We start from the raw sequence: 13,826 nt of genomic DNA, 5'->3' as shown, positions 1-13,826 counted from the left end.
GTGCTGGGTAGCCCCCAACCACGTCCCGCCCGTGCGAGTACCGCGAGCCTGTCACCGTCAGGCATCACAGCCCCCGCCCTGCCCGCACCTGCACAGTCAGCGTTGGCTGGCGCTCCGGCATCGGCGCTGTCGCCCGAGACGGCTGCTCAGCCGTCGCCGCATCGTTCCCGAGACCCGGCGGGATGCCGTCACCGACGTGAACTGTGTCGAGCCGATCAACGATGCCGAGGGCGGTCTTCCGCACGCGTTCCCCGGTGGCCTGTACCACCTGAACCGGGTCCTTCCCGTCGACCCGCGCGGCCCAGGTCGAGACATACGGGATCGTGTAGCCGGTGGTGTCCATGCCGTGCGCGGCGCCGATCATCAAGGCTACGGACTCGGCCTCGACTTCGCCGATACCGCGATGCTGCCGGGCGTCCTCGTCGTCAGGGCCGTGCATCAGCACATGCGCCAGCTCGTGCGCGAGCGTCTTGACCTGCGCGGCCGGGTCCATGTTCTCCCGCACCGCGACCTGACGTGCACCCCAGTCGGTCATCCCGTTCGCGCCGTGGATCATGCCCTCGTGCGGCACCCGCAACAGCGTGAACCCTGCCGCCGCGACCTGCGCGGCCAGGCCATCCCACAACCCGGAGGGCGCTTCGCCTTCCAGCAGTGTCGGAGCGGGTGGCTCCGGGATCGGATCGCCGGCGGTCTGGGACACGTCCCACACGTAGGCGGGTCGGGCACCGACCATTCTCGAGCGCACGACCTCGCCAGGGTGCGGCTTCTCCCGCGGATCGAGCCGACGCCATGAACTCGCATCCGCGGGCGTCGAGGACGCGAAGCGGCCAGTGACCGGGGCGAAGATCATGTAGCCCGACTGGCCCTTCCCCACCTGCCGGCCGAGTTGCTGCCACTGCCTGTAGCCGGCGACGTACGACGGCATCGGCTCGGGCACACGACCGGCCCCGAATGCGGCCTCGTGCTGAACCCAGATCAGCAGCGTGTTGTTGAACGAGCGCGAACGGAACCTGGCTGCGAATGCCAACGCCCGCGCCCAGTCCTGCCCGGACACTAGGGTCTCGACGGCGCCGGTCAACCGCTCGTGTAGCTCATCGAGCTTCGCATCTCGCGCCGCCCGCGCGTCCTCGGTCACAGCCATCGTCAGACCTCCCTCCGCGAAGACCACACGTGCGTGGTCGTGCGACTGCGAGGTACGCCGAGAAGATCAGGAAGACAGCACGGACAGGAACCGAGATGGCGACCGGCAGGCTCCGTGACGAACCCGACGAGTCCTTACCGGCCTACACGATGCGCAGGATCGGCGCTGCGGCAAGAGCGCCAATCTGCGGGTAACACCCGGACATTCGCGCGCATCACCCGGATGTCGGCTCTTTGACGGATCGGATCATCGCTCGGTATCGACTCGGCGTAACGCCGACGCTGCGCCTGAACTGCAGTGCTGCGAAATCAGAATCGCTCCAACCCACCTCACGGGCAACCACCGCGATCGGACTGTCCGAGGCGCGCAGGCTTGCGGCCATTTGCTCGACGCGAAGCATCGTCAGATAGGCCATCGGAGGCTTGCCGTATGCATCGACGAACAGACGACCGAACTGGGATTTCGACAGGTTCGCCCGCGCGGCGAGACCGCCTACCGACCATGGTCCGGCAGGGTCAGCGCGTAGCATCCGTTCGGCTTCACGCACTTCGACGCGCAAAGGCGCGAGTCTCCGCACGCGGGGCAAGGCTGGATTCCTGGTCTGCCTTTGCGTTCGCGATGTTCGGACTGGCGAAGTCTTGATGAACGGTGAGATCACGTGCGTGATCGCGAACCACAGCGCCTGCATTCGGTAAAAATTCGACACTGGCTTGTTGGCGGTGCTTAGCATTACCAGCTCGTCCAGCCATGGCGACAAGAGTTCGAGGCGGTCTCGCCCGATCCGAATGACCTGGACGGCCTCGGTGTACAGCTTGACGGCGAAGTCCTGAGCAGCACGACGGTCCTCCAAGAGACCGACGTTCTGCCAGTAGATCTGATCGATCACATAATCCGCGTCCGCGAACATCGTCGTCACGGTGATATGCGCATCCGGTTCGATCCCGCAGAGCGTATTCGCGCTAAGCAGCACCACGTCTCCTGTGCTAAGCGATTGCTGCCCGAACCCGCTTAGGAGGGTCGCGCTTCCACTACGGATGACGATCATCTTTACGTAGTCATAAGCGATCGGCCTCACCGGATCGCGGACCAATTGCGTTCGTGCAGCGATTGGCGAGAACAGGGGTGCCTGTTCACGCTCTGGTGCGGGTTGTTCGTTGGGCATTCGATGCCCTATTCGAGCGCGCGCGAGGAAGAGCTGCGGAGACCCGCCCTACCGCGTGATTCGGAGGCGCTGAACAAGTGCGCGTCGTCGCGGCGCGCCGGGACACGAGCAAGCAAGCGCCGCCTGTTCATCCGCCAGGCGACGCTTGCTTGGTGTTTCGGCTGCGACGTATCAGGTGATCGCCTTGGCCTTCAGGCGCTCAAACTCCGCTTGGGTGATCGTTCCCGCGTCGAGGAGCTGACGTGCCTGCGAGATTTCCGCTGCGGGCGACGCCTGGGCGACGGAGCGGATGTACTCGTCCGCCGCCTGCTGCGCCTCGCGCTGCACCGTGGAGGATCGCTCGGCCATGCCGCTGCCACGCGCTATGAGATACACGAGCGCGGTCAGGAAGGGCACGAAGACGAGAAAGATCAGCCAAACGGCCTTCGCGACACCGTGCAGTTTTCGATCACGGAACAGATCTCCGATGATCGCGAACAGCGCGAAGAGGTAGGCAATGAAGACGAAAACGGTGAGGAACCACCAGATGGTGTCCCAGATGGTCGACCAGAAAGGCATGGACGCTCCAATAAGCTCGTGGGCGGATTCGTTCAGAGCCTAAGGTGACCAGGATCATCGCCAACACGCGTGGAATTGGCCACCCCTAGATATGGGGTCGGCTCTATGCAGGCCATTCCGGGTCGGCATCCGCCGGAGCCGGACGGGTGCCCACGGAATTCTCCTCGAAGTAGGGGTGTGAGTGTGACATCTGGTCGGGTTCCGGGCTCCGGTATCCTCGTAGACGGGATGTCGAACAGTGGCGTGCCTTCGAGCGAGACCATCTGGGAGGCGGGCATGAGGGCACGAGTTGGCATCATCGACGACCATCCTGCGGTCATGCTCGGGGTTGCGTCGGTGCTGAGCGCGCAGCATGACCTCATGGTTACCGCGACCGTCACGACGGCTGATGAGCTGCTCGCGCTTGACCAGCAGTTCGACGGGATCCTCCTCGATCTGACCTTGGCTGACAGGTCCACACCGGCTGAAAACCTTCGTGCGTTGGGCGCTCTGAATGCTCCCGTACTTGTCTACACATCCGGCGACCGTCCTGGGCTCATTCGGGAGGCCGCACGTGCGGGAGCTGCCGGCATGGTGCGCAAGTCCGAGTTCCCAGATGTCATCGTCGAGGCTGTGCGCGGGATGATTCGCGGTGAGGTGGTCGCCTCCGCCGATTGGGCAACCGTGATCGACTTTGATCCCGACTTCGTCGACGCGCACCTCTCGCCCCGCGAGGCAGAGGTGCTCGGACACTACGCAGCGGGCGAGACGGCAGAGCGCGTGGCGTCACTCCTCTTCATCTCACGGCAGACCGTGCTCGACCACATCACCCGCATCCGCGCCAAGTACGCGAGCGCCAACCGCTCAGCACCGACGAAAATCGACCTCTATCGTCGCGCGGTCGAGGATGGCCTCATCCCCGCGGGCGATGACACAGCTCCCTGACGTCCGAATCTCCTCGACGATCGACCGCCCGCTCGGCTGGCTGATCGCCGTCGGCGGCTGCATCGTCATCCTCGATCAGACCGCGTTCAGGTTGCAAGAACTCGGCGACTGGGCGTCGTGGTGGAATATCGGAGCATTCGTCGTTGTCGCGGGGATCGTTGTCCTTGCGGTAGGCGGACTCGTGCTTCCGACGCGCCTCCTCACGATCGTGTGGTGGGGGCTTCCGACTCTGTACATCGCGTTGCAGGCAACATGGATGCTGGGGTACCACGGGACTAGCCTCGACGCTGCAGTTCCCTGGCTGTGGACGGTCGAGCCTCCGATCGTCACACTTCTGCTGCTCTTGATGCGCCCGGTTGCCGCGGTTATCACGACGCTGATGATCTCCTCCGTCCCGGCGCTCTCCAGCCTGATGATTCTGGGCACGGTCCCTTATGGGGTGCTGCACGAGACGCCGATTCAGCTCGGGAACGTGGTCTACGTGGCGGTATTCATCGGCGTCCGCTACCAACTCACACGGCTGCGAGCGCTTGAGCGGGAGGCCCACCGTCAACAGCGTCGGCAGATACGGGCTGCGGTCGTCGCCGAACAACACGCGAAGCTCTCCCGCGTCGTCCACGACGAGGTGCTGTCGGTGCTCTCCTCTGCGATGCAGACCGTCGGTGGCCCGCCGACGGTGCTTCGGCGGGCGGCGGCTCGCACGCTCGTCGCACTGGACGAATCGGCTGGCGGGGACGAGCCCGGTGCGGAACTCATTCCCGTACGCGAGGCGGTCGCCCTGGTCGCTGGTCGTCTTCGCATGATCGATGAGGACTGCACGCTGAACACGCGTGCTTCCGAGGGGGCTGTCCGACGGGACCTCGCCGAGACGGTTTCGCTTGCTGCGGCTGAGGCGCTTCGAAACAGTGTGCGGCATGCGGGCCATGATGCGACCCGGAGTGTACGGCTTGCGCTGTCGCCGGAACGCGTGAGGGTTGTCGTCGAGGACGACGGTGTTGGTTTTGAGGCGTCAGCGTCACGATCGGGGATGGGGATTCCTGAAAGCATCATGGGCCGGATGAAGGAAATCGGCGGGTCTGCTTCGGTGCGGTCGCACCCGGGTCAGGGGACGGAGGTGGTCATCTCGTGGCCGACGTAGTCACCGCATCCACCTCTGCAGGCGGTCTAGGCACGAAGCCAGCACGCTGGGCTTTCGTGTTCATGTGGGCGACCGGGGTCTGGCTGGGGCTGATGGGTCAGATCACTCCGCTCGAACTTTTCAACGCGTCAGCGTACGCCGCCGCACCGATCGGCGGATTGTTGCTCACGACTCCAGGCAACCAACCGTTGCCACGGCACAAGGTCTTCTGGCTGCCCGTGATCGCGCTCTACGTCACGGTTGTGGTCCTCTACCGCACCCCAGAGGTGTCGACAGTATGGGCGCTAACCTTCACGGCCTACCTCGTCGCCTTCCTCATTCCGCGAGGCAACCCCGTGGCTGGCGGAGTCGGCAGTGCGCTCGTCATCGGCTATGCGCTGGCCTGGGGTCTCGTCCGAGATCCGTCTGGCTCCGGTCTGGCCCTCCTTCTCGGGATCCCCGTCGGCTGCTTGGTCGCGGGTGTGGTGTGGCGGCTCGTACTGGGTTGGATCGTGCACAAGGAGCGCGCGCACCGCGGCGCGGCCGCAAACGCTGCGGAGCACGCGGCAGCATCAGACGAGGCCGTTGCGGCCTCGCGGCGTGAGCTTGCCGATATCCGTGCGGCGGTCACGCCCCTGTTGTCAAGAATCGTTGCGGGTGAGACCATCGACGATGCGATGCGCACGGAACTGACGCTGACCGAAGCCTCCATCCGCGACCGCATCCGGGCGCCCCATCTTCAGCACCCTCTCCTCCTTGATGCGATCGCGCGTCTGCGCGCTCGTGGTGTGATCGTCGTCGTACTCGGTGAGCCGGCCGCTTCTGGCGCGGTGATCGCGACGTCGCTCGCCACACGGATCGTTGAGCTGATCTCAGGAACATGCGAGGGTCGCGTCACCGTTCGGAATCTTCCGGAGGGCAGGGCCGCAGCGGCGAGCGTTGTCGTCCAAACTCGGGACACCTCTGAGCAGGTGCTGCTCGCCGCCGACGGTCAGGTGCGTGCCCGCACGTGAGGCCGCGAGGGACGGCCGAGATCACCGCTTTGACGGAGTTGATCGGCGAGTTCAGCTCGGACGCGCAAGTACCGTTCCCGTACAGATGGCCCGGACGTCTTCAGCACCCGAGCGATGACGTCGAGCTCGAGCCGCTCCCAGGCCACCAGGCGCACGATCTCGGCGTCGAGCGGTTCTCGGTACGAGATCAGCTGGCGGACGTGCCAATCACGGTCATCGGCGTCCAAGTCTCGCTTGCCGTCATCCGCCGCGATCATCCGCAGCGCCCGATGGAGCGCCGGCGCCTCGGCACCGAGGGGTTCACCTCGACCCGCGGCCGTTAGCACTGCACGCGCCGCCCGGAATACGCGAACGGTATTCTCCGCACCATCGTGCACGGAGTCCGGGAACGAGCTCCGTAGCCGTCGGGCAGCCACAACGAACAGCGGCGCGCCGTCCTCGAAGTGATCTAGACGACGCACCAGGTACAGGAGCAGACTTCGACGGTGACGGTCGAGCGCGCGCAGGCCGGCGGACGGAGCGCGCGGGGAGCCGGGCTCGTCGCGGATCCAGTCAACGACCTTGCGTAGTTCCACCTCGACTGTCCGAGGCAGCGCGATGAGCGGCGAGGACGCCGTGAGAAGGTCGTCGATAGTCGGGATGGCGCACCTCTCAGGAGCCGATCTCGAGAAACGGATGCTGCCCTTGTCGGCAACATCTCCACGCTAGGTCTCGGCTCGCCCGCCATGGCATCCCTCGTAGCAGGGGAAGAGACAACGGCAGGAACCTAGGTCTTTCGGTGGAGTATTCTCCACCGAAAACGATGGAGAGCGGGCAGCGAACTCATGACCAGCACGGAGATCATCGGCGTTGTCGTGCTGTGTGTTCACATCGTCATTGGCTTTGTCGCCGCGGTGGTGATCTCCTTGCGTCGCAAGCCCGCGACCGCAATCGCCTGGATTCTGGCGATTGTCTTCATCCCTCTCCTCGGCCTCGTCGCCTTCTTTCTCGTCGGGTTCGGCCGTCTTCCTCGGGCTCGACGCGACAAGCAGCGCGCTGTCAATGCGATGATGCTGGAACGCTCCGGCGTGACCGAGCATCTCGCGGGGTCGGGTGACCCCGAGTGGCTCGGTACGGCGGTCAGGCTGAACGAACGGCTCGGCGCGCTCCCCATGGTGGGGGGCAGCACCGCCGCTCTGATCGAGGACTACGGGGAGTCGTTCGATGCGATGATCGCTGACATCGATGCGGCGGACGAGTTCGTGCACGTCGAGTTCTTCATCCTGGTCCTCGATCAAACCACCCGCCCGCTCTTCGACGCACTGGCTCGCGCCGCGGCGCGCGGTGTACAGGTACGAGTGTTGTCCGACTTCGTGTCGGGGCACATGTTCCCGCATCGGAAGGAAACCGTCGAGTCGCTTCGTGCGATGGGGGCGCAGTGGCGGCCCATGTTGCCGCTACGGCCGTGGCGCGGGCAGTGGCAGCGACCGGATCTACGCAACCATCGCAAACTCGTCGTGGTCGACGGGCGGGTGGGATACACGGGGTCGCAGAATCTCATCGATGAGTCATATCTCAAGCCGAAGAACCTCGCACGCGGGCTGCATTGGCTCGAGCTGATGGTCCGGCTCGAGGGTCCCATTGTCGGCGAGCTTGATGCCGTCTTCGTCACCGACTGGTACAGCGAGACCAGTGAGCTCCTGGCTGTGCGCACGCACCCGGCTGCGATGCCAGGGGCCGTGTCGTTCGGCTCACCAGCAGGCAGCGGCGCGGTGGTGCGGGGTGTCGACGCGCAGGTCATCCCGAGCGGGCCGAGTTTCGAGAACGACAACAATCTCAAACTGTTCGCGATGCTCATCCAGAACGCTCGAAGGAGGGTGAGTATCACGAGCCCCTACTTTGTGCCCGATGAGTCCACGTTGCTCGCCCTGGTCACCGCGGCCTCTCGTGGGCTGGAGGTCGAATTGTTCGTGTCGGAGGTAGCCGACCAGATACTGGTCGCGCATGCACAGCGTTCGTACTATGAGGCGCTGCTGGACGCTGGCGTGGTGATCTGGCGCTATCGTGCGCCGACAGTGTTGCATTCGAAGCATTTCACGATCGATGACGACGTCGCGGTCATCGGCTCGAGCAACATGGACATCCGCTCCTTCAGCCTGAACATGGAGGTGTCCGTGCTCGTTCGCGGCCAGGAGTTCACCAGCCGCATGCGCCTCGTCGAGGACCACTACCGCTCGAACAGTGCTCGGCTTGATCCGGAGACGTGGTCCCGGCGACCGCTAGGAGGCAAGGTGCTCGACGCGATAGCGCGCCTCACCTCTGCGCTGCAGTAGGAGGAATTCCCTACATCGAGGGACATACGCCGCGCACGCGCGCGCCCTAACGTCGGTGATGCCGCCACACAGACAGTAAGGACCACCGTGCAGATCGACATGCCCACCCGCGCCGACATCGAACGATTGGCTGCTGCCCGGGACCCCCTGAGCATCAGCATCTACCTTCCAACGAGTCAGGTTCCGGCGCATGACGAAGAGAACCGGCTCCGAGCACGCGCTCTCTTCGAGCAAGCGATCGAGCGGGTGGGTGAGCTGACCGACAAGCGCACACTGCAGGCGCTCAAGGACGACCTATACACGCTTCTCGACGACCGGGAGTTCTGGATGGATCTGGGTCGTAGCCTTGCGGTGTTCGTCACACCGTCGGGCGTTCTTGAGTTCCGGCTCGCGAACGAGCTTGCCGCCTACGTGGCCGTGGCCGACCGGTTCGCGATTAGTCCGCTCCTGCGTGCGGTCACATTCCCGCACGCCGCTTTCGTATTGGCCATCTCCCAGAACGGCGCTCGGCTGGTCGAAGTGAGCGCGGACCAACCGGCTCGGGAAGTCCACGTTCCCGACTCCCCGCGCAACGCAATGAGCCCCTTTGGCCTTCGTTCGATTGGAGGTCGCTCACCATACGGCCGCCTCCAAGGCGACGAAGGACGCAAAACCCGTCTCACGCAGTATGCGCGAGCAGTCGACCATGCGCTCCGGCCCGTTCTCAACGGTGAGTCGATCCCGCTCATCCTCGCGGCGACGGAGCCGTTGGCATCCATCTATCGCGGCGTCAGCGGCTACGCGGGGCTCGCTGCGGAAGGTATTCACGGGAATCCCGACGAGTTGACCGAAACGCAGCTCGCCGAAGCCGCCCGCGCGGTACTCGACGGCATCTACGACGCCGAGCTGGCGGAGCTCGCCGAACTGTTCCGCGACAGGCGGAACACCGGACGAGCAGCCACCGATCTCAGCGATCTCGCGCGGGCGGCAGCGTTCGGGATGCTCGACACGCTGGCGGTCGACATGGACGCCATCGTGCATGGGCATGTCACCGACGAGGGCGACCTTGTCCTCGAAGACGTCGATGGCTTCCCGACCCCGGGTCACGACGCCATCGAGGAGATCACCCGCCGGGCACTCGCAACTGGCGCTCGAGTTCTCGCCGTACGCGGCGCCGATCTTCCGGAGAGCGTGCAGGCCGCGGGAATTCTGCGCTACGCGCTGTAGACGGTTCCAAAGCCCCGCGGACTTCGCTGAGCTGCAACCCGAACCGAGAGAAGGACGCGCCAATGTGTACTCGTATTCTGTGGAACCGCTCGACGCCGTACGTTGTGGCCCGCACCATGGACTGGCCCGACTCGACGATGCCTGTGCTCACGGTCCTCCCACGCGGACTCACGCACGACGGCTCACTCGTCGCCGGGCAACCGATCACCGACAATGGCCTGATCTGGACATCCCGGTACGGTTCGGTCGTGACCACGATCTACGGCGTCGGTACCGCCGATGGATTGAACGAGAAGGGCCTCGGCGCGCATCTGCAGTATCTCGAAGGCACCGACTTCGGACAGCGCGATGCGGAGGTTCCGGCACTTGGAGCTCACCTGTGGGCGCAGTATCTCCTCGACATGGCGGCGACGGTCGAGGAGGCCGTCGCTCTCCTCGACCACGTGCAGCTTGTGATGATGGAGTCGCACGGTCACCGCGCGACGGCCCACCTCGCGATCGAGGATGCCACAGGAGACTCGGCCATCATTGAAGTGCTGGGCGGGGTCGTGACCGTGCACCGCGACCGGCGTTTCACCGTGCTGACCAATGAGCCGCCCTTCCTCGAGCAGGTGCGACTGCTGCGCGAGCAGGACTTCTCAGCACCGAACGACCGATCGCCCCTCGACGGCAACGTGAACCCCGAGGCCCGCTTCCAGCGCGCCGCGTACTTCACCAACCTGCTCCCGCACCCTCAAGAAGAACGGGAAGCCGTCGCCGGGGTGCTCGCGATCGCGAGGAACGTGTCGATCCCGTTCGGCGCGCCGTACGAGGGATTCGGGCTCTACAACACGGAGTACCGGACGGTGGCGAACCTCACTGCTGGACGGTACTACTTCGAACTCACAACGGCGCCGAACGTGTTCTGGGTGACCCTTGCCGAACTGGACTTCTCCGTCGGCGCTGCCGTGGGCTCACTCGACCCTGACGACATCACCCTGACCGGCGACGTCAGTGCACTATTCCGAAGCGCTCCCGCACCGTTCTAACCAGGCGTCTAGCGCAACGGTTCCGGTCGTTCGAGGTCGCGTGGATCGAACCGAATCCCCTACGTGTAGGGGTGAGGCCAGATCGGGAGCCTCGTTACTCTGGCCGCGGCAGCTGCTTTCAGACTGCAGATTGGATAGCACATGTCATCGATAGCAGCGGCAAAACCGGACAAGTCCAAGGGGTTGCTCAACCGGATCGAACGCATCGGTAATGCGGTGCCGAACCCGACGATCATGTTCGTCTACCTGATCCTCTTCATTGCTGTGCTCTCGGCGGTGCTGTCTTGGTTCAACATCAGCGTGACGGACGACGTTGTCGTCCAGGTGCCGAAGGATCAGTTCCATCAGATCAACGAGCAGATGGGTGGCTCATGGTCGATCTACGACTCGACCACGGGACAGCCCGCCGACGTACCGGACTTCGTGATCAAGAAGGAGACCTTCGAGATCCGCAACCTGCTCTCGATCGACGGCATCCGATTCTTCTTCAGCAACTTCGTCGACAACTTCGCCGGATTCGGCGTGGTCGCCGTGGTGCTCGTATCGATGGCGGGCGTCGGGGTCGCAGAGGTCGCCGGGCTCATGGGCGCGCTCATCCGCAAGACCGTCAAGGTCGCGCCACCCAAACTGGTCGCCTTCATCCTCATCTTCGTCGGCGTCCTGTCCTCGGTTGCCACCGACGCCGGCTACCTCATCCTGGTGCCGCTCGCTGCGGTGGCGTTCAAGACCGTGGGTCGCAACCCTCTCGCAGGACTTGCCGCCGCGTTCGCAGGCGTCGGAGCCGTGTTCGGCGCGAACTTGCTCATCACGCCGTCCGACAGCATGCTCACGGAGATCACGAACGAGGTGCTCTCGAAGGCAGGGATGCCGACCATCACGGTGACCCATAACTTCTACTTCAGTATCGTCTCCGCCATCGTCATGTCGGTCATCGTGCTGCTGGTCACCGTCTTCATCACCGAGAAGCGCCTCGGTCCCTGGGATGCGGCGGAGAGCAGCTACACAGACCCGGACGCCGCGATCGACCACACCGCCGAGGGCCGCGGACTGAAGTTCGCGGGGTGGGCGCTCCTCGGATACCTGGCCGTGATCGCGCTGCTGACGTTCCCACCGGGTGCACCGCTGCGCGACCCGGAGGCAGGCGCCATCATCGGCACAACCCCGTTCATGTCGAGCCTCATCTTCATCATCTCCCTCGCGTTCCTCGTATGTGGCATCGCGTACGGCGTCGGCGCGAAGACGCTCCAGGGCGGAGACGCGACAGTCGGCGCCATCGCTAAGACATTCGGCAGCCTGGGCGGGCTGCTGGTGATGTTCCTGATGATCGCCCAGTTCATCGCACTGTTCAACTGGACGAACATGCCCACCGTCGCTGCGGTATCGGCTGCGGATCTGCTCGAGAAGGCGAACGTGCCCACGGTGGTTCTGCTCGTTGCCTTCATCCTGGTGATCGTCGTGCTCGACATCATCCTTCCTGGGCTCCTGCCGAAATGGGTCATCTTCGCGCCGGTGTTCATCCCGATCTTCGCGTCGCTCGGCGTCGCACCACAGACGCTCCTCGCCGGCTACCGGGTCGGAGACTCGCCATTCAACGTCATCACCCCGCTGATGGTCTATCTGCCGTTCATGGTGACGATCGCCCAGCGGTACAAGAAGAACGCGGGCATCGGCACGATCATCGCCCTGATGATGCCATACGCGATCACGGTGCTCGTGGCCTGGACCCTGCTCTACGTCGGCTGGTTCCTTCTCGGCATCCCCTGGGGACCCGACTCACCTGTCAACGTCCCTGCCAGCTGAGCTCTCTTCTCGAAAGGACCCTGCCGTGAGTACCCTCTCCGTTGCTCCCTCCCTCCAAGCTGAACTCGACATCCGGGTTGTCGCGCAGGACGCGACCATCGTGGCCGACGCGCTGGCAGTTCCCGTCACGACCGACGGACCAGTGCCTGATATCCTCGGCGTCGACCTCGAAGCGCTCGAGCGAGCGGGGTTCACGCCGAACGTGGGGCAGTCGATCTCGTTCCCGTCGTCCCGGCCGCCCGTACTCGTCGCCGTGGGCGTCGGTACGGTGATAGATCTCGATACCGCGCGGCTGCGGGATGCCGCCGCCGCATTCGCATGCGCTGTACCGAAGGACGCAAAGCTCGCCACTCGAGTGCCTGTCACGGGCGGGCTGCGGGCGGATGATGCGGCCGCGGCCATCGTCGAGGGCATCGTGCTTGCGCGCTACCAGTTCTCGCTACGCAGCGAGCCGAAGGGGCCAGTCCCCGTCACCTCTATCGTCCTCGTGGCCCCTGACGGTGAAGAGACCGCGGTTGCCGAAGGCGCGGCGAAAGGACTCGCCACCGCGCGGGCTGCGGCATTCGGGCGAGACCTCGCCTCCTGCCCCGCCGGGATCCTCACCGCCACGCGACTGGGCGAGCTCGCGCTCGAGGTCGGGGCGACAGCTGGCCTTCACGTGGAGGTGTTCGACAAGGCGGCGGTCACCGAGATGGGCCTTGGTGGGCTGCTCGGCGTCAACAAAGGCTCGGTCGAGGAGCCGCGCATGATCGTGCTCAAGTACGTCCCCGAAGGGGCGCCAACGGGACACCTCGCCCTGGTCGGCAAGGGCATCATGTATGACTCCGGCGGCATCAGCCTCAAACCTGGTGACCTTGCGCATTCACAGATGAAAAACGACATGACCGGAGCAGGCGATATTCTCGCCGCGATGTCCGTGCTCGCCGAACTCCGGGCGACGACCTCTGTCACCGGGTATCTGATGTGCACCGACAACATGCCCTCCGGATCCGCAATGCAACTCGGTGACGTGCTCACCATGCGCGGAGGCAAGACCGTGGAGGTACTCAACACCGACGCTGAAGGCCGACTCGTCATGGCAGACGCACTCGTGCTCGCCGTCGAGGAGGGGGTCGACGCGATCCTCGACATCGCAACGCTCACCGGTCAGGCGCTACGCACGCTCGGTGAAGATGTCGCCGCAGTCATGTCGAACTCGGACGTCTTCGCGGCCCAGGTGGCCGCCGCAGCCGAGACGGTCGACGAGCCAGTCTGGCGATTGCCGCTCGTGCGCCGCTACCGAGAAGAGCTCGATTCCGATATCGCCGACCTCAAGAACATCGGGGGAGCGAACGCCGGATCGATCACCGCAGGGCTGTTCCTCGAAGAGTTCGTCGGGGATACTCCGTGGGCTCACGTCGACATCGCAGGCACGGCGCAATCCTCCACGGCACGCCGGTGGATCAACCGAGGACCGACTGCGTTCGGCGTCCGGCTCCTGATCCAGCTCGCCCTCTCCTTCCGCCCGCCCGAGAGCAGCTAATGCCCGGCGTACGGCGGGTCGGGCAAGCCTCCACGACCCTACT

General features: G+C 64.7%; 12 protein-coding genes. 8 read left to right on the top strand and 4 right to left on the bottom strand.

Annotated elements, in window-relative coordinates; translation table 11 throughout:
* Positions 1 to 64: 64 nt before the first annotated feature.
* From WFM69_RS17755 to WFM69_RS17745, 3 genes are all read right to left on the bottom strand, one after another.
* On the bottom strand, positions 65 to 1,141 hold the full coding sequence (locus tag WFM69_RS17755) for an ArdC-like ssDNA-binding domain-containing protein (RefSeq protein ID WP_336633519.1): 1,077 nt from the start codon (positions 1,139 to 1,141) through the stop codon (positions 65 to 67).
* Positions 1,142 to 1,355: 214 nt separating this feature from the next.
* On the bottom strand, positions 1,356 to 2,303 hold the full coding sequence (locus WFM69_RS17750) for an AraC family transcriptional regulator (protein ID WP_336627562.1): 948 nt from the start codon (positions 2,301 to 2,303) through the stop codon (positions 1,356 to 1,358).
* Between the two features lie 171 nt (positions 2,304 to 2,474).
* Entirely contained in the window at positions 2,475 to 2,861 is a 387-nt protein-coding gene (locus WFM69_RS17745) for an SHOCT domain-containing protein (protein WP_336627561.1), read from the bottom strand.
* Between the two features lie 228 nt (positions 2,862 to 3,089).
* On the opposite strand from WFM69_RS17745, the gene WFM69_RS17740 reads away from it, so the two are divergent.
* The 3 genes from WFM69_RS17740 to WFM69_RS17730 are packed head-to-tail and all read left to right on the top strand — an operon-like array spanning position 3,090 to position 5,915.
* Complete coding sequence (locus tag WFM69_RS17740; protein ID WP_336633520.1) at positions 3,090 to 3,785, top strand: response regulator transcription factor; 696 nt, start codon at positions 3,090 to 3,092, stop codon at positions 3,783 to 3,785.
* A complete protein-coding gene (locus tag WFM69_RS17735; protein WP_336627559.1) occupies positions 3,769 to 4,923 on the top strand; it encodes a sensor histidine kinase in 1,155 nt (384 codons plus the stop codon). The genes WFM69_RS17740 and WFM69_RS17735 overlap by 17 nt, the downstream gene beginning before the upstream one ends.
* Entirely contained in the window at positions 4,911 to 5,915 is a 1,005-nt protein-coding gene (locus WFM69_RS17730; RefSeq protein ID WP_336627558.1) for a hypothetical protein, read from the top strand. Before WFM69_RS17735 ends, WFM69_RS17730 begins: the two co-directional genes overlap by 13 nt.
* Here the strand turns inward: WFM69_RS17730 and WFM69_RS17725 are convergent.
* Complete coding sequence (locus WFM69_RS17725) at positions 5,894 to 6,490, bottom strand: hypothetical protein (RefSeq protein ID WP_336633522.1); 597 nt, start codon at positions 6,488 to 6,490, stop codon at positions 5,894 to 5,896. The two genes, WFM69_RS17730 and WFM69_RS17725, sit on opposite strands and share 22 nt — an antisense overlap.
* 249 nt (positions 6,491 to 6,739) lie before the next feature.
* Here WFM69_RS17725 and cls point away from each other — a divergent pair, with 249 nt between their 5' ends.
* The 5 genes from cls (at position 6,740) to WFM69_RS17700 (ending at position 13,783) form a co-directional block, all read left to right on the top strand.
* Positions 6,740 to 8,227 carry a cardiolipin synthase gene (cls, locus tag WFM69_RS17720; RefSeq protein WP_336627556.1) on the top strand — a complete coding sequence of 496 codons (1,488 nt, stop codon included), beginning with the start codon at positions 6,740 to 6,742 and terminating at the stop codon, positions 8,225 to 8,227.
* Positions 8,228 to 8,314: 87 nt separating this feature from the next.
* On the top strand, positions 8,315 to 9,433 hold the full coding sequence (locus WFM69_RS17715; RefSeq protein WP_336627555.1) for a baeRF11 domain-containing protein: 1,119 nt from the start codon (positions 8,315 to 8,317) through the stop codon (positions 9,431 to 9,433).
* A gap of 62 nt (positions 9,434 to 9,495) precedes the next feature.
* The gene (locus WFM69_RS17710) at positions 9,496 to 10,461 is read left to right on the top strand and encodes a linear amide C-N hydrolase (RefSeq protein ID WP_336627554.1); all 966 of its coding nucleotides are present in this window, start codon (positions 9,496 to 9,498) and stop codon (positions 10,459 to 10,461) included.
* Positions 10,462 to 10,602: 141 nt separating this feature from the next.
* Positions 10,603 to 12,261: an AbgT family transporter gene (locus tag WFM69_RS17705; protein WP_336627553.1), complete on the top strand. Its 1,659-nt coding sequence runs from the start codon at positions 10,603 to 10,605 to the stop codon at positions 12,259 to 12,261.
* 25 nt (positions 12,262 to 12,286) lie between these two features.
* Entirely contained in the window at positions 12,287 to 13,783 is a 1,497-nt protein-coding gene (locus tag WFM69_RS17700; protein ID WP_336627552.1) for a leucyl aminopeptidase family protein, read from the top strand.
* Positions 13,784 to 13,826 lie beyond the last annotated feature (43 nt).

The organism is Microbacterium sp. LB12 (genome assembly GCF_037150835.1).
Lineage (GTDB): Bacteria > Actinomycetota > Actinomycetes > Actinomycetales > Microbacteriaceae > Microbacterium.
This window is presented reverse-complemented; position numbering and strand designations above follow the sequence as displayed.